Annotated in this window: 16 protein-coding genes and 4 tRNA genes; 6 read left to right on the forward strand and 14 right to left on the reverse strand. The window is 67.9% G+C overall.

Annotated features, from left to right (window positions below):
* Window positions 1-53: 53 nt before the first annotated feature.
* The 4 genes from ILP86_RS09720 (at window position 54) to ILP86_RS09735 (ending at window position 3,164) form a co-directional block, all read left to right on the forward strand.
* Window positions 54-659, forward strand: a complete 606-nt coding sequence (locus ILP86_RS09720) for a hypothetical protein (protein WP_193761841.1) — start codon at window positions 54-56, stop codon at window positions 657-659.
* A gap of 116 nt (window positions 660-775) precedes the next feature.
* Window positions 776-1,393: a copper resistance CopC family protein gene (locus ILP86_RS09725; protein WP_193761842.1), complete on the forward strand. Its 618-nt coding sequence runs from the start codon at window positions 776-778 to the stop codon at window positions 1,391-1,393.
* Between the two features lie 11 nt (window positions 1,394-1,404).
* The gene (locus tag ILP86_RS09730; RefSeq protein WP_046747239.1) at window positions 1,405-1,938 is read left to right on the forward strand and encodes a copper chaperone PCu(A)C; all 534 of its coding nucleotides are present in this window, start codon (window positions 1,405-1,407) and stop codon (window positions 1,936-1,938) included.
* Complete coding sequence (locus ILP86_RS09735; protein ID WP_193761843.1) at window positions 1,938-3,164, forward strand: Dyp-type peroxidase; 1,227 nt, start codon at window positions 1,938-1,940, stop codon at window positions 3,162-3,164. Before ILP86_RS09730 ends, ILP86_RS09735 begins: the two co-directional genes overlap by 1 nt.
* Window positions 3,165-3,318: 154 nt before the next feature.
* On the opposite strand, the gene ILP86_RS09740 is transcribed toward ILP86_RS09735, so the two are convergent.
* The 3 genes from ILP86_RS09740 to ILP86_RS09750 all read right to left on the reverse strand — a co-directional run bounded on the left by ILP86_RS09740 (window position 3,319) and on the right by ILP86_RS09750 (window position 3,615).
* Window positions 3,319-3,390, reverse strand: a tRNA-Val gene (locus tag ILP86_RS09740).
* A 27-nt stretch (window positions 3,391-3,417) separates the two neighbouring features.
* Window positions 3,418-3,488 (reverse strand) — tRNA-Cys (locus tag ILP86_RS09745).
* Window positions 3,489-3,542: 54 nt separating this feature from the next.
* A tRNA-Gly gene (locus ILP86_RS09750) sits at window positions 3,543-3,615 on the reverse strand.
* A 151-nt stretch (window positions 3,616-3,766) separates the two neighbouring features.
* Between ILP86_RS09750 and ILP86_RS09755 the strand changes: the two genes are divergently transcribed.
* Window positions 3,767-3,839 (forward strand) — tRNA-Val (locus tag ILP86_RS09755).
* Here the strand turns inward: ILP86_RS09755 and ILP86_RS09760 are convergent.
* Together ILP86_RS09760 and ILP86_RS09765 are read right to left on the reverse strand one after the other, a co-directional pair.
* A complete protein-coding gene (locus tag ILP86_RS09760; protein ID WP_308431927.1) occupies window positions 3,799-5,535 on the reverse strand; it encodes a recombinase family protein in 1,737 nt (578 codons plus the stop codon). The two genes, ILP86_RS09755 and ILP86_RS09760, sit on opposite strands and share 41 nt — an antisense overlap.
* Before the next feature lie 38 nt (window positions 5,536-5,573).
* On the reverse strand, window positions 5,574-5,981 hold the full coding sequence (locus ILP86_RS09765) for a sulfate permease (protein WP_193761844.1): 408 nt from the start codon (window positions 5,979-5,981) through the stop codon (window positions 5,574-5,576).
* 205 nt (window positions 5,982-6,186) lie between these two features.
* Between ILP86_RS09765 and ILP86_RS09770 the strand changes: the two genes are divergently transcribed.
* Window positions 6,187-6,909, forward strand: a complete 723-nt coding sequence (locus tag ILP86_RS09770) for a DUF6349 family protein (protein ID WP_017883445.1) — start codon at window positions 6,187-6,189, stop codon at window positions 6,907-6,909.
* Between the two features lie 64 nt (window positions 6,910-6,973).
* On the opposite strand, the gene ILP86_RS09775 is transcribed toward ILP86_RS09770, so the two are convergent.
* The 9 genes from ILP86_RS09775 to ILP86_RS09815 form a co-directional block, all read right to left on the reverse strand.
* Window positions 6,974-7,573, reverse strand: a complete 600-nt coding sequence (locus tag ILP86_RS09775; protein ID WP_193761845.1) for a hypothetical protein — start codon at window positions 7,571-7,573, stop codon at window positions 6,974-6,976.
* A gap of 12 nt (window positions 7,574-7,585) precedes the next feature.
* On the reverse strand, window positions 7,586-8,044 hold the full coding sequence (locus ILP86_RS09780; protein ID WP_017883443.1) for a single-stranded DNA-binding protein: 459 nt from the start codon (window positions 8,042-8,044) through the stop codon (window positions 7,586-7,588).
* A gap of 63 nt (window positions 8,045-8,107) precedes the next feature.
* On the reverse strand, window positions 8,108-13,123 hold the full coding sequence (locus ILP86_RS09785) for a helicase (protein WP_308431903.1): 5,016 nt from the start codon (window positions 13,121-13,123) through the stop codon (window positions 8,108-8,110).
* A 53-nt stretch (window positions 13,124-13,176) separates the two neighbouring features.
* Window positions 13,177-13,725: a hypothetical protein gene (locus ILP86_RS09790; RefSeq protein ID WP_017883441.1), complete on the reverse strand. Its 549-nt coding sequence runs from the start codon at window positions 13,723-13,725 to the stop codon at window positions 13,177-13,179.
* Between the two features lie 164 nt (window positions 13,726-13,889).
* A complete protein-coding gene (locus tag ILP86_RS09795; protein WP_193761847.1) occupies window positions 13,890-15,695 on the reverse strand; it encodes a TraM recognition domain-containing protein in 1,806 nt (601 codons plus the stop codon).
* Window positions 15,692-16,204 (reverse strand): hypothetical protein, encoded by a 513-nt coding sequence (locus tag ILP86_RS09800; RefSeq protein ID WP_193761848.1) that lies wholly within the window; start codon window positions 16,202-16,204, stop codon window positions 15,692-15,694. Before ILP86_RS09800 ends, ILP86_RS09795 begins: the two co-directional genes overlap by 4 nt.
* Window positions 16,205-16,248: 44 nt before the next feature.
* Complete coding sequence (locus ILP86_RS09805; protein WP_152424206.1) at window positions 16,249-16,488, reverse strand: hypothetical protein; 240 nt, start codon at window positions 16,486-16,488, stop codon at window positions 16,249-16,251.
* 33 nt (window positions 16,489-16,521) lie between these two features.
* The gene (locus tag ILP86_RS09810; RefSeq protein WP_017883438.1) at window positions 16,522-18,024 is read right to left on the reverse strand and encodes an ATP-binding protein; all 1,503 of its coding nucleotides are present in this window, start codon (window positions 18,022-18,024) and stop codon (window positions 16,522-16,524) included.
* Entirely contained in the window at window positions 18,021-18,821 is an 801-nt protein-coding gene (locus ILP86_RS09815; RefSeq protein ID WP_017883437.1) for a hypothetical protein, read from the reverse strand. Before ILP86_RS09815 ends, ILP86_RS09810 begins: the two co-directional genes overlap by 4 nt.
* Window positions 18,822-18,840 lie beyond the last annotated feature (19 nt).

Consider the following 18,840-nt stretch of genomic DNA (forward strand, 5'->3'; position numbering starts at 1 on the left):
CGGCGCTGCGGCATGCGATGAGGTGTCCGCGCCGTCCATGCCAGACTGGTGCCGTGACCGAGTCCAGGAAGCCAGCCGTCATCCGCGGCTTCGCTGCTTCCTCCCTGGCGATCTTCGTCGCCCTCGCCGGTCACGTCACCGGCGGAGGGCAGATGCCGGGGCCGCTCGGCATCCTCGTGCCGTGGGTGTTCTCATTCATGATCTGCGTGCTCCTCGCCGGGCGGTCGCTCTCGCTGATCCGCCTCGGGCTGTCCGTGGCGATGAGCCAGTTCCTCTTCCACACGCTCTTCATACTCGGCACGGTCACGCCGTCCGGCGTCTCGACACCACACGTGCACGGCGGCCCTCTGGTGATTCCCCCGACGACGGGCATTCCGACGGAGGTGAGCGCTGACGCGTCCATGTGGGTCGGACACGCTCTCGCCGCCGTGCTGACGATCGCGGCGCTGTACCGCGGTGAGCGCCTGCTCATCGCCGTGCGGGATCTCGCCGCTCAGCTCATCCGGTGGGTGCGTCGGCGTGTCGATCACGTCCTCGTGCTCCCCGGTATCGACGTCGTCGATGCGTTTCCCGGGCGGTTCGACGTCGATGAGGCCACCAGCCTCATCCTTCTCGCGACTCTCAGAGGTCGTGCACCCCCTCTCGCCGCTGCGATCTGATCCGCGCCCTGGGCCCACCGGCCCCGTGGTGCGTCACCGCCGCGCGCTCGATGCGCGCGGGTTCTGAACGCATGCATGAACGTCGCGCACGCGACGTCTGATGAGAGGCCATTCCCATGTCCCCTGTCCGCAGGATTGCGGCCGGGCTGGCGTTGGCGACGGTCGCGACCCTCGCGATCGCCACACCCGCGTCTGCCCACGACCAGCTGGTATCCAGCACTCCGGCCGCCGATGAGCGGTTGGCATCCGCCCCCGGAAGCATCACGATGACGTTCTCCGGCGAGCTCCTGATCCTCGACGAGTCGCTGACCGGGGCCGTCGTCCTGGTCGTCGACGCCTCGGGAAAGGACTGGGTCGCCGGCGACGTCACGGTCGCCGGGCGCACCGTCACGGCCCCGCTCGCTCCCGAGATGCCTGTCGCGGGCTATCAGGTGCGCTGGCAGGTCGTGTCGGAGGACGGCCACCCGATCGCGGGCGTCATCCCCTTCACGGTCGGCGATGCCGAGCCGATGCGGGCCCCGACGGCCGGCGGCTCGACAGAGAACCCTTCGGCATCCGCAGGACAGTCGGATCAGACCGCAGCAGATTCCGGCGGCATCCCCAGGGTGCTGCTCATCGGCGCAGGCGGGGCGACGATCGCCGTCCTCGTCTTCGTCGCCATTCGATTCCTTCGCCGTCCTCGGACGGCAGCCGCACCGCCGGAAGCCGGCGGTTCCGCGGCAGATGACCTGTGAAAGACACCATCATGAACACCACGAAGAACCTTCCCCGTCTGGCAGCTGTGATCGCTGTCTCCCTCCTCGCACTCACGGGGTGCACTCCGGAGAGCACTCCGACCGAATCGGCGCCGCGCCCGGCCGGCGAGACCGTGACTATCGAGGATGCCTGGGTCAAGTCGGCCGACGAGGGCATGTCGGCAGGATTCGGCACACTCGTCAACAGCGGAGACGACGATGTGACCGTCGTCTCCGTCGCGTCCGAGGCGTCGAACATGCTCGAGCTGCACGAGACTGTCGAGAACGAGGCCGGAGAGATGGTGATGCGCGAGAAGGACGGCGGCTTCATCATTCCCGCCGGTGGGAGCCTCCCTCTAGAACCCGGCGCCAACCACATCATGATGATGGATCTGACGGGTCCCCTCACCGCAGGCAGTGACGTCACCTTCACCCTGACCTTCTCCGATGACTCGACATTCGAGTTCACCGCCCCCGTCAAGGATTACTCCGGTGCGAACGAGAACTACGAGGGCGGCGACATGCAAGACGGCTCGGGGCAGTGATGTCGGCGCCCGCTGAGGGCGCCCGCTCCCGTCGCACCGGGTCGACCCGGCGACAGTTCCTCCTCGGAGGAGCTGTCGCCGGCGTCGGCGCGGTCGCGGCGGTCGGAGTGGATCTCGCCCTGAACGATCAGAAGGACGACGCGAAGCCGGTCGCCGCTCCGATGAACGGCGACCAGACGGTGCCCTTCTTCGGCACGCACCAGGCCGGTGTCGACACCGCAGCGCAAGCTCACGGTGTCTTCGTGGGCCTCGACCTCCATGATTACGTGGACCGCGAAGGGCTCGTTCGCCTGATGCGGATCCTGACGGACGACGCGGCCCGGCTCACACAGGGGGTCCCCGCCCTCGCTGATTCCGAGCCGGAGCTCGCCCTCGCACCTGCGCGGCTGACCATCACCTTCGGCTTCGGCCCCGACCTGGTCGCCCGCGCTGGCAGAACGAGCCCGACGTGGCTCGCGCCTCTGCCGGCGTTCGGTGTGGATCAGCTGCGGCCGGAGTTCTCGGACGGCGACCTTCTGATCCAGATCGCCGGTGACGACCCGCTGACGGTCGCCCACGCGACGAGGATGCTGTTGAAGGATGCCCGTGGCTTCGCGAGCATCCGATGGACCCAGCAGGGCTTCCGTCGCGCCTACGGTACAGAGCGCCCAGGGACGACGATGCGCAACCTCTTCGGGCAGGTCGACGGCACCACCAACCCCGAACCGGGAACGGCGGACTTCGACGGGGTCGTGTGGAGCGCGGACGGGTGGCTGGCGGGCGGCACGGGCATGGTGCTCCGCCGCATCCGGATGGACCTCGACAAGTGGGACCGGCTGGACCGCGGCGGTCGGGATGCCTCCGTGGGGAGGACCCTCGCCAACGGGGCGCCACTGACCGGGACGGAGGAGTTCGACGAACCGGACTTCGAGGCCAAGACATCGATCGGGTTCCCCGTGATCCCGCAGTTCGCGCACATCCGGCGCGCGCGCGGCGATGGCAGCGAGAGGATCTTCCGCCGCGCGTACAACTACGACGAACGTCCGGTCGGCTCCGAAGTCTCCGAGTCCGGGCTGATCTTCATCTCATTCCAGGCCGACATCGAGCGGCAGTTCATCCCCATGCAGCGTCGACTGGACGAGCTCGACCTGCTCAACGAATGGACGGTTCCGATCGGGTCCGCGGTGTTCGTCATCCCGCCCGGATGTATGGAGGGCGGGTACATCGGGGAGACGCTTCTCGCGTGAGCCGGCGGCGGATGTCGGGTCCGGTGAACGGATGTCGGGGCGAAAGCCTGATTCGGGCCCGACATCCGTTCACCGGTCCGACATCCCTGCGCTCCGCCGTGCGGAGCGACGTGGAACACGAAAAAACCCCCGGAGAACCGGGGGTTTCTGTCTGTGCGCGATACTGGGATCGAACCAGTGACCTCTTCCGTGTCAGGGAAGCGCGCTACCGCTGCGCCAATCGCGCCCGTTGGGGCTATTCAGTTTTCCCGTGAGGTGGCGACGGGATTCGAACCCGTGTAAACGGCTTTGCAGGCCGGTGCCTAGCCGCTCGGCCACGCCACCGTGTGGATTGACCCCACGTGCTGCACGCCTTCCTGAGAAGACCTGCTGCACTCGAGCGGATGACGAGACTCGAACTCGCGACCCCAACCTTGGCAAGGTTGTGCGCTACCAACTGCGCTACATCCGCATTTCGTTCCCGGTTGTCCCGGGCACTCATGAAACATTAGCCGAAGATCCGCACTCCGCCAAACCGGCAGCGAATCTCGCGCGTGTCTCGCTGAGTGGTCTTCACCGCCCCGAAGCGTCCGGTAGTATCGGTTGACGTACCCCACAGGTATGGGCGATTGGCGCAGTTGGTAGCGCGCTTCCTTCACACGGAAGAGGTCATCGGTTCGAGTCCGGTATCGCCCACCCGATCGGACGTACTAGAACCGCTGACATCGGAAGATGTTGGTTCGGGTACGAGGGCGGCGAACGGCTCAGCGAGCCGGATCGTCGCCCTTTCGTCTTCGCTGATCTCGATGCCGTTGGTGAGTGCTTGGTTGGCCAGCCGCTTGCCTTGGTCGTCGGTGCGGGCGTAGAGCGTCGCGCAGTCGACCAGCAGCCTGAGCGCGGTGCTCAGTTGCTTGCGTGATCCCTCGTGCTGGTCGTGCTCGGTCGCGAGCCTGCGGTCGATGTCCGCCAGGCCGGTGCGGATGCGGTCTTGATGCCGCTTGAGAGTGTCGAGGTCGATCGCGTCGGCGAAGTGCGCGGCGAGCAGCTTGTCGCTCTCGTTGTGGAGTCGTTGCCGGTTCGCGGTCAGCTCGGCCAGTTCCTCGGAGCGGGAGGCGAGGCGTTCATCGAACGCGGCCTCGACCTGTGCCGCGAGCGCGGCGTACTGGTCTTCGGTGATCGCGATGTCGCGGTAGCAGTCGGCGACCAACTGCTCGGCGATCCCGACGGGCACGGCGCGGCGGGTGCAGTTCTTCCGCTTGGAGGCACGGCCGGAGCAGACGTAGTAGGCGTAGCGGACGCCTTGCCGGTTGGCCGGGAAGTCGAGCTGCATCCTCGATCCGCACGACCCGCAGAACAGCGAGCCTTTCAGGTGGTGGTCGTGGGTGCGTCGCCGTTCGGATGCCTTCTTGCGCGAGTCGAGCAGCCGTTGCACCTGCTGCCAGGTCTCCACGTCGACCAGCGGCTCATGGGTGCCGGTCTGTTCCGCGCCTTTGTAGCGGACGATGCCGATGTAGTACGGGTTGCGCAGCAGATCGAAGAACGTGGCGCGCCCAACCGGGCCAGAGGGTCGCTTCGGCGTCGGCACGCTGGTCAGCCCGCGCGCGGTCACCTCAGCGAGCAGGTCGACCACGGTGCGTTCCCCGGTGGCGTACTGCTCGAACACCCACCGCACCAGCGGCGCGCGCTCGGGGTCGATCTCGACGGTGCGGTACTCACGGCCCTGCTCGTCGCGCTTGCGGACGTTGAGGTAGCCGATCGGGGCACGCATCGGGGTGCCGCCGGTCTCGAACTTCTGCGTCAGACCCTTGGTGACCTCGGTGGCGAGGTTCTTGGAGTAGAACTCCGCGATCGAGGACATGATGCCGTGCAGCAGCATCCCCGAGGGCGTCTCGTCGATGTTCTCCGTCGCCGACACCAACGTCACGCCCGCTTCGACCAGACGGCGATGAATCTCCACGTCGTCGAGACGGTTCCGGGCGAGCCGGTCGACCTTGTGCACGATGCAGTAGGTCACCTGATGCGTGGCGATGTACTCCAGCATCCGTTGCAGGTCGGGCCGGTCAGCGGAGCGGGCGGACTCCCCGGCGTCCACGAACTCGGCCACGATCCGCGCACTGAGGTCGTCGGCCTTGCGGCTGTTTGCTTGACGTTGGGCGGGGATCGAGAATCCCTCGTCACGACCGCCCTTGGACGCCTGTTCCTTGGTCGAGACCCGCTGATAGGTCACCGCCGTCAACATCGGCGCGGTGTCGGCGTCCGTCATAGGCATCGTCAGAGTCATGGTCGTCTCCTTGCTCGTCCGCCGATGTGCAGGCGGGCGTCGAGTGTTCACTGGTGTGCTGGTCACCGATGCGACGCTGCTGCTCATCAAGCTCGTGAGCGTGGAGTTCATCCGCGATGTGCAGAACCAGCGCGATCAGTCGCTCGTTGTCAGGCTTCGGGCGCAGCCGAGGTTCGGCCGAGATGCGCCGACCCGTGCTCGTCACCCGGTAGTGCTTCATGTACTCCAGGTGCACGCTCGTTCCGCCGCCGCTGGATGCGTTCGTGTCGACGGGCGGCGATGAGGCGGGCGAGGCTGATGGGGCCGTAGATGAGGAACTTGAAGGTGTTGTAGATGCACAGCAGCACGATCAGGTGCAGCCAGCCGGGAGCGCCATTGTCGATGAGGGTGGTGCACCAGTAGGCGATGGCGAAGTAGACGACTGACAGCAGCATCGCTGGTGCGCCCCACTTGAGACCTCGCCGGGTGCGCAGCGCGTCGAGCAGGATGTTGGTAGGCATCCAGGTACGCAGGAACATGCGGATACGGATGCTGGTGTTCCAGATCAGTCGAAGCATGATCAAGTCCTCCCAAGCGGCGACGCCTTGATGGGATGGACTTGCCTGGGCGGTTCCCTGGCTCGTCATGCCGCCTCCACAGGGGTGACGGCCTAGTTGGTAATAAATCGCCTGCGCCTTGATCCTACCCGCTTCGGTCGGACTCGGGAAGAGCAGCCGGGGCGGGCCGTTGGGCGGTGTGCACCTGCCGCGTGGGAGGTGCGGCATGGAGCACGAGGGGCAGTTGGCGTTCGACTTCGAGGAGTTCGAGCGTGAGGAGGCCCGTGCCCGGCTGCACGAGTGGGCGGGCGCGCCGTTGCACTTCACCACGGACTACTACCCACCCGCGATGCTGGATGAGGCGTTCGCGCACTGGCGGTTCCTCAACGGTGACTTCGGTTCGTTCGGCCGCAGCCACATGTGGCATCGCAGCATCAGCGGCGGCACGGTGGAGTTCGGGGAGCACCGCGCCGAGTCGTTCACCGCCGATCTGCGTCCCGAGCCGGGCGCGGAGGGGCCGGGCGATCTGCTGACGATGGTGGTGTGCGAGCCGTGTGAGTGGCACTCGCCCGCCGGCAGCGAGAACGAGGCGGTCGAGGCGTGGCACGACCACGCCGTACCGGGGTGGCGCGAGCTGCCGGTGGTTCCGCGTCAGGTGCGGGTGCGCTCGGAAACGGGACTGACGAAGGTCGCGCTGCGGTGGATCGAACAGCGATACCCGGCGCACATGCAGGTGCCCGGCGCGCCGATCATCACCGAACGCGCACAGTACGGCACCCGGCATGTGGCCGGGTATTCGCCGTGGGGCGGCTACGACCTGTCGGCTACCGCCCTGGAGCGCCCGGCCCGCACGCAGCCGGGCCGCTCCATCCGGCGGGAAGCGGCCTGGTTCGAGTCGGCGCAGCCTGCGGCATCCGCGGCGCGGCGCGGGCGGGTGCTCGGGGACTGACCCCCACACAGGAGCGTGGGGCCGAACCGTGCTGGTTCGGCCCCACCGATGTGCGCGTAGACGTTCAGGTGATCTCGCCGGTGTCGGGGTCGAGGCTGGCGTAGAAGTCCTCCTCGGTCTGGCGGCGACGTTCGACGTCGGCGATGACGAAGGCCACGAAGTCTTCGTCGCGGTCGGTGATCGGGGTGTCCTCGATCGGTTCGGCGTCGTCCTCGCCGGGCCAGACGGTCTGGCGGGTGGGCCGGTCGCGGTCGAGGCGGGTGCCGCACGCGGCGACCCAATCGCGCAGCCGCTGCCGGGCGTCGGCGAAGTCCCGATGCCAGCCGATCGGTGCCGACCCGTTCTGCTGCGGGTCATACGCGCACAGCCAGTGCGTGTGCAACGCGCTCAGTTCCCAGTGCAGTTCCGGATGCCGGTGCCACATCGGAGGGATCACCGATGCGGGCAGGCCATAGGTGGCGCGAAGCCAGTTGACCCACTGGTTCAGCTCCAGCCACGCCGCCTCCGCGTCATCGGCGGTCAGCAGGTTCCAGTTGATCGGGCCGGGCGGCTCATCCAGCATCGGCCCGAGATCGCCGCGTGGGGGCATCGATGCCGGGTCGAGGTCGGGATCGGGCCTGCCCTCGGGCTCCTCGTCCGCCACGGGAGTGTGATCGTCGCTCATGGCTGGCTCCGTTCAGTGGCCCAGCGTCGCAGGCTCGCGTACCTGAGCGGACTGCTCAGGACGCTCGAACGCCTGGCTGCGCTCGGTGCCCATCGCTTCGCGGGCGGCACCACCGCGCGGCTCACGGTTGATGGCCAACCGGGTGGTCACCGGGTTCGGAGTGAGCGTGTCGGCCCGGAACTCCTCTCGTTCCTCGCCGGTGACGCGATCGGTGAACTTCTTGAACTGTCCGGTGGCGATGAAGTCGTCCCCCTTCTTGAACATCTCCATCGCTGCTTCGGCGGCCTTGTAGCGAATCGCGAGGTCGTGGTAAGTCCGGCCCGTGTTGGTGAACCTGCCGTCGTCCTCACGTCGCCAGTGGTCGACGCCGACACGCGCGTAGAACCTTGGCGTGCCGGTTTCCTCGCTGGTAGTCAGTCTCGGGTCGCCGGCGATGTGGCCGACCATGATGACGCCGCTCTTGATGCCCATCGCATTTCCTCCTGCCTGTTCACGCCCGCGTTCGTGCGGTCGTTCTGGCAGCTAGGTGCTCGGTCACAGCCTCCGTGGGCTCAGGTCGTGTGCCGTGCTGTCGGTGGGTACGACAGCCGCCGTCATTGCCGGGCTCCGTTGCGGGTCGGGACGCACGCCGAGCGCGGGCCGATGCGCCCGTACCGCCTCGACGGTGAGCGCCGGTTCACGCCCAGGCTCGGGTTCCGATTCGGGTCGGGAGTCGTGGTCGATGTCGTCTTGCATCGCGGCCAGTTGGGTCTCGATTCGGGCGAGGTCTTTCTCGGCGTCTGCGAGGGCCTCTGCGTGGCGGAAGGGTTGGCCGATGCGTTGCTCGGCGTCGTCGCGTTCTTGCTCGGCGCTGGTGAGGTCGTCGCGGGCTTGGTCGAGTAGCGAGGGGATGCCGGAGGCGCGGTTCTCGATGCGCTGGATGAGTCCGACGCCCCCGTCGAGGAAAGCCTGCCGGGTCATGACGAACCCGCTGCGCGGCACTCCGTCGAGTCTGACGGTCACCATAGGTTCGGCCCCGAGCGCCGGACTGGTTGAGACCGTGACGTCGAAGCCGCTGATCTTGCCGATGGCACCGTAGTCGCGGGAGGCGTAGCGGGGTGCCCATTTCAGATCGGAGTCATGCGCCCAGGCCGCGAGCGCGTGCGCGGCATCGGCACGTGAGGTGTAGGTGCGGCCACGTAGCTCGATGCGGAACTTCTCGCCGGAGGTATCGGTCACGCGCGGCAGCACCGATTCGAGGGCTTCAATGTCGGAGGCAGCGCGACGTGCGTGATCGCTGGCGCGGTCGCGGGCATGGGCGAGCATCGACTCGTTGCGGTGGTAGGCACGCTCCAGGCGACGCAGCCGTTGCACTTCGGTGTGCACGGTGGAGTGCTCCAGCAGCAGAGGGTTGCCTGAACTGATCGCTTTGGCTTCTGCGGCAGAGAGTGCGGATGAGTCGATTTCTTCGATCTCGCGGGAGTCGAGGCTGCCGCGCATGAGTTGCGCGATGAACGTGGCTTTGCGTTCGACGCCTTGCCACATGTAGGAGTCGAACGATCGCTCGGTGACGAACCGGACGATGCCGACTTCGGGATTCTGGTTGCCTTGGCGCAGGATGCGGCCCTCGCGCTGGGCGATGTCGCTCGGTCGCCACGGGCAGTCCAGGTGGTAGAGGGCGACGGCTCTGGCTTGGACGTTGGTGCCGACGCCCATCTTCTCGGTCGATCCCATCAGCACCGCGATGTGCCCGGCGCGGGCGGCGGCGAACAACCTGGCCTTGTCCACGTCGGTCTTGGCTTCGTGCATGTATCGGATCGACTCGGCGGGCATCCCGCGTGCAATGAGTTGCGCCCGGAGTTCGTCGTAGGCGTTCCACCGGGTCGGGTTCGGGGTGCCGATGTCGGAGAACACCAACTGCAACGCGCCGCGCACGGGCGACTCCTGCCCGGTGATCGGGTCGAGGTAGGTGTTGTCTTTCGTCTGTTCCCAGACCCGGTGGATGCTGTCGGCGGCCAGATCGACCTTGGACGGCCCGGAGGGGTCACGCGGCACGATCATGCGGATGTCGAGCGCGGCCTTGCGTCCATCGGTCGAGATGGTGAGCATGTTGTCTTCGCTCGGCGATACCGACCGGGCCGCGACCTTCTCGGCGCGGGTGCCGAGGGTCTCGATAAACTGTTCCAGCTCGACCGTGGGCTGGATCGCCACCGTTGCCGGGGCGCGCCTGCCGTCGTCGCGTTCAGCGAGGTCGGGAATCGGCAGTTGCAGATCCTCGGCGGTCTTCACATCCGCGAAGATCGACCAGAGCTTCAGCATCTCCGGCACGTTCTGGAACTTCGCGAACCTCGTCTTCATACGGAACGTGTTGTTGCCGGTGGGGGCCATCTCCATCTGCGTGACGGTCTGCCCGAACGTCGCCGCCCACGCATCGAACGCCCCGATCCCGGCAGCCTCCAGCAAGTCAGGGCGCAGGTACTTCTGCATCACGAACGCCTCGGTCACCGAGTTCGAAATCGGCGTCGCCGTCGCGCCGGTGACGACCCGCTCACGGCCCTGGGAGCGCAGGTACTCGAGCTTCATGTGCAGGTCGCTGGCGCGGTTGGAACCCTCGATCGCGGCGTCGGAGATGTTGGAATCGGTGGCGAGGTTCTTGTACATGTGCATCTCGTCCACGACCACGTAGTCGATGCCGGTGTCCTCAAAACACACCCCGGCATCCCGATCTGTGTCGATGCGGGCCTTGACCTTGTTCTCCAGTTGCAGCAGCTTGCGCTGGATGCGCTTGACGCTCATCGCGTTCTCACCCGTCGCGGTGGCGAGCACCTCCCGCATCTCGTCCACCTGGGCTTGGATGTACGCCTGCTGAGTCTCGGCGCGCAGCGGAATCTTCTCGAACGCGCCCTGCGTCACCAGGACGCCATCCCACTCGTTCGCCGACGCCCGCGCGACGAACAGGCGGCGCTTGTCGGCGGTGAGGTCTTTGCTGGACGCGGCGAGAATCCGGGCCTGCGGATAGATTTGCAGCCACTCGCGGGAGAACTGTTCGAGCATGTGGTTCGGAATCACGAGCACGGGCTTGTCGATGAGCCCCATGCGGCGCATCTCCATGACGCCCATGATCATTTCCGCCGTCTTGCCCGCTCCGACCTCGTGGAACAGCCCGGCGGAGGGTTCGGCGATCATGCGCGCGACGGCGGAGCGCTGGTGCGGGCGCGGGGTGAAGTTCTCCGCCAGACCCGGCAGGCTCAGGTACTCGCCCGCGTCGGTGTAATCCCTGAGCACGATGGAGTTGAAGCGCCGGTTGTACTCAGTCACGAGCGTGTGGGCGCGTTCGGGGTCTTCGAACACCCACTCGGAGAACCGCTCTTGCAGGGCATCGGCTTTCTCCTGCGCGGCGGTGGTCTCCAGCGGGTTGAGCACGCGACGCTTCTTGCCGTCGACGTCCTCGATCTCGTCGTAGACGAGCAGGGTGCGCTGTTCCATGATCGCCTGGGCGATGTCCGGGGCGGGGCGGCGTTCGGTGCCCCACTCGCTGGTGGCCAGCAGCCCTTGACGGCCTCCGCGCACTTCCCACATGCCCGGCAGCGGGTTCTCCACGTTCACTTCGCGGGTGCGCAGCAGCTCGTTCAGGAACTGCGCGTGCACCTCGGCGCTGATCCACACCGCACCCATCCGGGCGCTGATCTCCTGCACACCGAGCGATTCGGGCACGACCTCGGTCAGCGCGTCCACGTTCGCCTGAAACTCAGGTTCGTCGGCAGCGCGCGCCGTGGCCTGCTCCAGTTTCACGCGCACATCGCCGGAGAGGTACGCGGGGGCGTGGATGAGTTCGTCGGTGACCGGATCGGTGAACACCAGCCCGGTCAGCGAGGCACGGGCCTCAGCCTCGCCCATGCCGAGCATGTCGGCGATCAGCGGCAAGTCGATGCCCCCGCTGCGGTCGAGGCTGACCGCGATCGCATCGGCCGGGGTGTCCACGCCTTGTGGTTCGGTTCGCGGGGAGACGACCCGGCGGGTCATGATCGCCGCCGGGGTCGCGGTCTGGTCGGTGTCGTCGAACTGCTCCAAGGCGAGCACGAGCGCCCCGAACGGGTCAGAGCGCAGCACCCGGATCGGGGTCGGCACCGTGCGGGCGTAGGTGTCTTCCCCGGCATCGTTGGTGCGTCCGGTGCGGCGCAGCGTGTAGCGGTTCAGCGGCCCGTACCTGCCGGCGTACTTGCGGTAGTCGCGGTGCAGGCTCTCACGTGCCACGTTGATCTCGTCGGTGTCATCGACGGTCGCGGCCTCCAGTTCGAGCAGCCGGTGCGCCGCATCGCGCAACCCCAGCAGGGCGCGCAGCTCAGGCCCGGCGCTCTTAGGCACCTCCAGCGGTTCGACGGAACCAGCGGCGACGGTGCCGAACCCGGTGTCGGTGGCGACGATGCTGCCATCCCACAACTGCGGCGGCGACGGCACGCGTGCGGCCTGCCGCGCCCGATGCTCCGCCGTGGGCGCGGTGAACGTCAGCCCGGTGCGACGAGCGCTGAACGTGATCTGATCGAGCACGTCAGCCAAGTCAGCTTCCAGCCGCCCGGGGTCGCCGTCGACCGCGACCGCTGGCCTGCCGTACATCCCCTGACGGATACGCATCTCACCGAGCACATGCTCGGGGCGATGGTCGAAGTAGGCGTTGATCTTCGCCCGCTGCCCGTCCAGGCTGATCGGAGTGACCGTCTCCCACAAGCCGTCATCGGCGGTCGGCTGCCCGTCCTCGCGGCGGCGCAGGATGAGCAGATCGGTCACCACGTCGGTGCCCGCCGTGCGCCGATGCGACCCGGCGGGGAGCCTGACCGCGCCCACGAGATCGGCGAGCAGCGCCATCTCTCGGCGCGCGCCGGGGTTCTGCGCATCCATCGTGTACTGCGACGTCAGGACGGCGACCATCCCGCCGGGCCGGGTGAGTCGCAAGCCCTTGAGGATGAAGTGGTTGTGCATCGACTGCCGGGTCGGATTGTGCACCGGGTCGTGCAAGGTCACGTCCGAGAACGGCACGTTCCCGATCGCTGCATCGAACGACCCCTCGGGCAGTCGGGTGTCGGCAAACGACTCGCCCCGCACCTCGGCGTGCGGGTACAGGGCGCGGCTGATCGCCGCGGTCACCGGGTCGAGCTCCACCCCGGTCATGCGGGCGTGCTCGGGGGCCATGCCGAGGAACGTGCCCAGCCCGGAGCCCGGTTCGAGGACGTGCCCGCCGTCGAAGCCGAGCGCGGTCATGGCCCGCCACATCTGCCGCACGATCAACGGGTCGGTGTAGTGCGCGTTGATCGTCGTGCGCGCGGCGGCATCCCACTCGTCCGGGGTGAGCAGGCTCCGCAGCTGCTCGCGCTCCGTGCTCCAGTCCTGCTTGGACTCGTCGAAGACATCGGGCACCGCGCCCCAGCTCGACCAGCGCGCAAGCGTCTGCTGCTCATCGGGCGTCGCCGGGCGTTCCTGCTCGGCAAGTAGCCGTGCGGTTTCGATGGCGGCGACGTTCGCGTGGAAGCGGGCCTTCGCGCCCGAGGGGGCCAGGTCGTCGTGCGTGTCCCGCACGAACCGCAGCACCGGCGCGGCAGGCCCCGGGCCGGTGTCGTCAGCGGAGGAAGTTAGCGGACTTCGCGCAGGAAGCGGAGCGTCGCTGCCTCCGCCAGCAAGCTCTGGTGCTCGTCCAGATACCGCCTCGGGATCTCCGCTTCGACCAGGCCCTCCAAGAACCAGACCGGTACGGCCCAGTCCTTGGCCTTCTGCTCCAGGTCGACCGTCGCGGGCATCAGATCGGGGGCGTCCTGCATCCGCTCGGCCCACATGATCAGGTTCTCGTCGTTCGGGGAAGTCTCGTTCCACTCCTGACGGGCCTCGTCCAGCGGCAGACTCGGGTCGGTGACCCAGGCGAGTTGCTGCATCACGACCTCCTCCGCGATCCGTAGCGCCGTCATCCGGTGCGCCACGTCCTTGAGATAAGTCTCCCTCGAAGAGCGCGTCTTGGCCAGCAACAACGGGCGGTTCGTCTCGATCCGCCGTGCCAGGTCGGTGATCTGGCCCTGCGCCTCCAGGCCCAGCTCGGTGAAGAACCGGGTCGGGTTCTCGATCCTCGCGTACCGCTCCGGCGCGTGGGTCTGCCAGTGGCGCATCGCCTGCGCCCCGTACTTGTTCACGTTCTGCTCCCTCCACGCCGGGCGTGTTCTCGACGGCTTCGCTGATCTGCTCGTCAGCGGTCTGCTCGGCCAGCCCCCAGAGGTCGAACTCCAGCTGACCGGGCGGCGCTTTCCGGCTCCTGCGTCTGGCCATCAGTGCTCACCTCCCTGCCTCGTACTGCCGGTCAGATAGGTGCGGCCCCGGTGCCATCCGTGCCTCGTTCCAGCAGCGCCTCGATCTCGGCACGATCCGCTTTCAGCCGTTCCCCGTCGTCTCGCTTGGGCCAGGCCCGCAGGTCGGTGATGATCGGTGCCGCTGAGCGCAACAGCGTGACGGCTATGCCGAACGGCAGGGTGCGGATGCGGTCGGGCGGCATGATCGGCACACGCCGGATCGAGCGCTGGTTCGAGCGCGTGCCGTGGTCGCCCAGAGTCACGCTGTCGGTGAACTCGTCGCGTTCCCCGATCAACGCCGAGAGGTCTTGCAGGTCGCGGCTGTTGGACGCGCCGCCGAGGACGATCTTGGTGATCGCCGCATCCCAGATCGCATTCGCCTGATTCTCGCTCCAACGGTCACGCGCCTGCGCGAGCGACTGGAGAACGGGCATCGTGGTGATCCCGGTGCCGCCGCCCTCAGCCATGAGCGTCGGCAGACTCGGGAGCGGGCTGAGGTTGGCGATCTCGTCCAGCGCGAGCAGCAGCGGCGGATCGAGTCGCGCACCCGGCGAGCGCGCCGCAACCCTACGGGCGGCTTCCACGAGGTCTTCCACGAACGCTGCCACCAATGAGGCGGAAGCCCCGGCCCCGGCGCCGGTCGCGAGCAGGTAGAGCGTGCCGCGCGACTGGATGAACTTCTCGGGGTCGAAGTCCTCGCCCTCGCCCGGCGAGACCGCATCGAGCACACGCGGATCGGCCAAAGCACTGAGCGACAGCGAGACACCCTGCCAGATCGAATCGCGGGTACGCGGGTCGGCGTCGATCATCGCCTCCAGCGATTCGGCCCACCCGCCCGCCGCCAGTGGGCTGTTGGTGAGGATCGCCACCGCATCGGCGGCGGCGGTCGGGTCGAGCGTCCACCTGAACAACTCGGCAGGTGGACGGTGGTCGATTGCCGCCGCGTGCAGGAGCGCTTGCAGCGCAGAACGCGTCTTCCCTTCCCAGAACCCGCCGCCCTCGACGCCGCCGGAGCTCAGGCCGGTCGCGGAGGCGAGGCCGGTGGCGCGGATCATCGCCGTCAGCGGGTCTTCGCAGCCTCGGATGGGTGACCAGCGCAACCCGGCGGGGATGCCCTCGGCCAAATGCTGCGGGTCGAACACAGCGGTCGGGCCGATGCGCTGCCTCGCGCGCAGGGTCGCGGTGAGGTTGTCCGGACGAGTCGACGTCACCACGACCGCGCCGGGCGCATCCAGAATCGCCGGGATCACGATGTGCAGGCCCTTGCCTGAGCGCGGTGGGCCAATCAGCAGAATCGAGTCCTCGACGCTGGCCCACACGTCACGCCCGTGGGATGCGCCGAGCCGGTAGCCCACATCGGCAGGTGCCGGGCGTGCCAACGAGGGGCGCAGGTTCGCAGCCCGACCCAGCAGCGCCTTGGTCGACGCGGCCCCGGCGACATCGTGTCTCGTGGCGATTCCGGCGAGCCGGTGCGGGTCGGTCGCGGTCTTGCGCGACTGGCGGCGCAGCAGCGCCCAGACCCAGGTGATCGCCGCCGCCAGCAGCGCGAGCAGAACGACCGCGACAATCCAGTACGCCACGACGTGCAGACCCTCGGCCTCCAGCACGGTCGCCGGGTCGCCGGGGTTGAACAGGACACCGACCCCGGCGGCGGGGCCGGCCTGCGGCTGGGCGGTGCCGGTGAGGAACGCCGCGACCGAGCCTGCGCCGCGCAGTAGGAGCGCGAGCGCGAATACCCCGATCAGGCCGATCATGGCGGCGTTGGTCAGCTCATCTCCGAACGAGCCGGTCTGCCTGCCTGGCGCAGGGGCGCTCATGACAGGCTCCGCACCACGAACGTGCCCGAGACCCGGCCGACGAGCACGATCTCGTCGGCAGGGTCGAGGTGATCGTGGGTCAGGTCGATCAGTGCGCGAGCGGTGCCGGTCGAGGCGGCGTCGGTGTGCCGGATGATGCGGCACACCGCGACGTCCTCACCCGGCACGAACCCCGGCCCGGTCACCTCCACCAGCCGGGGCGCTTCGGGTCGCTCAGGTTCCGGTGGCGTGGGGGCGGGAGTGTTCCTGCGAACGGCGCCGATGATGTCGGTGAACACCGAACCATCGGCCTCGGTCACCTCGACCCGCGCCGGGATGGAGCGCTCTGCCGTGACCTGATCGACGATCCGCGCGAACGAGCCGCGCCGCCAGGTGCCCTGCGCGACCGGCGGGGCAAGCGGTTCACCATCGACGGTGGCGCTCATCGTGCCGTCGTCGTGCACATCGAGACGGATCACCGGCATCGACACCGGAGCAGGCGCAGGGGCATGGGCGGGAGGCTTCTTCATGCCAGCCAGGTGCGCCAACTGTCACCCGGTCAGGCATCGGAACCTCAGCGCGGGTCGATGTAGTTGAACGTTCCGGTGTCGTATCCGACGAGCACCAGAGCTTCCCAGCGAGGCGGCAGATCAGTGGCAGTAATGACTGCCTGAACCTCGCCATGCCGGTCGGCTTCGGCGCTACGAAGCAGAACGGCGACACCGACGGTCTCACCAGGTTCGAACAGACGCCCCTCGATCTCGTAGGGCGGTGCGGGGGTGCGAGTGAAAGCAGATGCTGAGTGTTGTTCCATGACAGCCAGGTGCACCGTCGGGCGCGCCGTGGCTCACGAGACGTTGCTGCCCGGAGCCAGGCCCCTGGCCCGGAACCCAGTTTCGAAGAGCGCCAACTCAGCAGGGTGCAACTGCTGCTGCACGACGAAACTTCGCTCTTTGATGCGCCACAGCCCCTGCCCGACGCCGAGCGAGGGCAACAGCTTGCGCTCGGTGGCCGTCAGACCGAGCGCCTTGGCGGTGACGCCCAGCTGGTCGGACTCCTGACGGTAGATGATGCGGGTCTCTGCGTTCGCCAGGAGGCTGTTGGCGAGCGAGCGCATCGCACTGCCGGAGTCGCCGACGTTCTCCAGATCGGTGAGCTTGTGGAAGATCAAGGCATTGGCGATGCCGTAGTGACGGGCGAGCCGCCAGTGCGCGTCCATCCTCTTCAGCAAGGACGGGTGAGACATGAGACGCCACGCCTCGTCGTAGATCACCCATCGTTGCCCGCCTGCCGGGTCGAGCAGCGCAGATTCCATCCAGGCCGAGCAGCAGGTCATGAGCGCGCTGATGAGCGTGCTGTTCTCCGTCACCCGCGATAGGTCGAGGCTGATCATCGGCAGCGTCGGGTCGAACCTGACGGTCGAAGGGCCGTCGAACAACCCCGCGAGGTCACCGGCGACCAGACGCCGCAAAGCATGGCCGACGATCCTGCCATCCTCGATCAGTCGCCCGTCGCTGTCGTCGGACGGGGCGAGGATGCGTTCCACCACCATCGGGAGGATCGGCACGGCGTTTTCCCGTACGGTCGCGGTCAGGGCGGTGTCGATCGCGGTGTGCTCCAGCGGGGTGAGAGCACGATTGAGGACTACCTCGGCCAGCGCGCCGATGAGGTCGCGGCGGCGCGCAGCCACGGTGCTCTCCCACTCGGCGTCGGTGAAGTTCGAGGGCCGATAGCCCTCATCCAAGGGGTTGAGTCTGTTGGCCATGCCGTGCCCGAGCGCGATAGCACGCCCGCCGACCGCTTCCGCGACGGCGGTGTGTTCTCCTTTCGGGTCGCCCGGCACATATACGCGCCTCCCGAACGGCAGGCTTCGGGTGTACAAGGACTTGGCGAGCGAGGACTTGCCCGAGCCGACGATTCCGGCCAGGACGACGTTCGGTGCGGTGATGACTCCGTTGGCGTAGAGCACCCACGGGTCGTAAACGAACGAGCCTCCGCTGTAGAGGTCTTGGCCGACGAACACTCCGCTGCTGCCGAGGCCGCCCTCGGCGACGAACGGGTATGCGCCCGACAGAGTGGCGGAGGTGTCTTGATGCCGGGGCAGGTGGAAGCGGCCCGGTGTGCGTAGCATCGATGGGCCGGGTTCGCCTGCGGCGGGCAGATACTGGCGTGCGGCGCGCTCGGTTTTCTCCGCTTCGGCGCGGGCCTTTGCCTCGTCCATCCGCTGCTGTCGCTGCTCGCGGTGCAGCTGGTTCGCGGCCTGTCGGCGCTGCTTGCGGTAGCGTCGCCGCTCTTTCGCCGGGGCGACCAGCACCGAGGCGTGCAGCTTCTCATCCTCACGGGGGCTCATCGCTCCAGCCCCCGGTTGCGCTTGATGTCCGTGATGCGGTCGGGGGTGAACCATGACCCGTCGCCGCGCACCCGGTTCCGGCGCTCATCGAGCGCGCGCCGTGCTGCCTCGGCGTTCGCCGCGTCTTGCGCAGGCCCGACGTTCTGCGGGCCGTCACCCTCCGGCGTGCTGTCGGCGGGTGGAGTGTAGGCGCGGTACAGCGCGACGTACCCGAACGCCGGGCTGTAGGTCAGCGCATACTCGCCCTCGGTCACCATTCGGTCGTTCGCGCTCGTAGGGGGCACGTCGTAGACATGCTCGTTCGCCAGCGCCGCGCCCGTGGTCTCGTCGCCGTAGTCGAAGCCGCGCAGATGCTCGATTGCGGCGTCGGTGCCGTCGCGGTCGATGAGGTCGAGCACCTGCCCGGCCTCGTCGCCCTGCAAGAACACCACCGTCACCCATTGCCGGTGCGGGGGACGCCAGGCGATGCGACCCAGATGCCCGGATGCCTGATCGAGCGCGCTCTCGGCGGCGCTAACGTGACCAGCGGCCTGCCGGAGTGCGTCGGCAGCGGCCCAGGCGTCAGCAGCACCGAGGTTGCGGTCGCCGTCGTCGTGGGCGGCACGGCCTTGATAGGTGAGGCTGGCCCCGCCGAGTTGGATGAGCGACTGTTCGAGCGAGCGCGCCGCACCGAGCAGTTCCCCGACGATGCCGTAGAGCTTGTCGGGATCGTCGATGCGGATCGTGGCGTGCGCGAGACCGCGCAACGCTTGGCGTGCTTCCTCCGCATCGGCGGTCGGGTCGTTGAACGTGGGCATGTCGGGCCTCCAGATGAAT

The sequence above is a fragment of the Microbacterium sp. R1 genome (genome assembly GCF_015159725.1).
Lineage (GTDB): Bacteria > Actinomycetota > Actinomycetes > Actinomycetales > Microbacteriaceae > Microbacterium > Microbacterium oxydans.

Excerpts from the sequence above, each read along its gene's own strand:
- ILP86_RS09805 (WP_152424206.1), bottom strand. The coding sequence starts at position 16,488 with ATGGAACAACACTCAGCATCTGCTTTCACTCGCACCCCCGCACCGCCC.
- ILP86_RS09765 (WP_193761844.1), bottom strand. The coding sequence starts at position 5,981 with ATGCTTCGACTGATCTGGAACACCAGCATCCGTATCCGCATGTTCCTG.
- ILP86_RS09780 (WP_017883443.1), bottom strand. The coding sequence starts at position 8,044 with ATGGGCATCAAGAGCGGCGTCATCATGGTCGGCCACATCGCCGGCGAC.
- ILP86_RS09725 (WP_193761842.1), top strand. The coding sequence starts at position 776 with ATGTCCCCTGTCCGCAGGATTGCGGCCGGGCTGGCGTTGGCGACGGTC.
- ILP86_RS09775 (WP_193761845.1), bottom strand. The coding sequence starts at position 7,573 with ATGAGCGACGATCACACTCCCGTGGCGGACGAGGAGCCCGAGGGCAGG.
- ILP86_RS09770 (WP_017883445.1), top strand. The coding sequence starts at position 6,187 with ATGGAGCACGAGGGGCAGTTGGCGTTCGACTTCGAGGAGTTCGAGCGT.
- ILP86_RS09810 (WP_017883438.1), bottom strand. The coding sequence starts at position 18,024 with ATGAGCCCCCGTGAGGATGAGAAGCTGCACGCCTCGGTGCTGGTCGCC.
- ILP86_RS09735 (WP_193761843.1), top strand. The coding sequence starts at position 1,938 with ATGTCGGCGCCCGCTGAGGGCGCCCGCTCCCGTCGCACCGGGTCGACC.
- ILP86_RS09795 (WP_193761847.1), bottom strand. The coding sequence starts at position 15,695 with ATGAGCGCCCCTGCGCCAGGCAGGCAGACCGGCTCGTTCGGAGATGAG.
- ILP86_RS09815 (WP_017883437.1), bottom strand. The coding sequence starts at position 18,821 with ATGCCCACGTTCAACGACCCGACCGCCGATGCGGAGGAAGCACGCCAA.
- ILP86_RS09730 (WP_046747239.1), top strand. The coding sequence starts at position 1,405 with ATGAACACCACGAAGAACCTTCCCCGTCTGGCAGCTGTGATCGCTGTC.
- ILP86_RS09800 (WP_193761848.1), bottom strand. The coding sequence starts at position 16,204 with ATGAAGAAGCCTCCCGCCCATGCCCCTGCGCCTGCTCCGGTGTCGATG.
- ILP86_RS09760 (WP_308431927.1), bottom strand. The coding sequence starts at position 5,535 with ATGAACTCCACGCTCACGAGCTTGATGAGCAGCAGCGTCGCATCGGTG.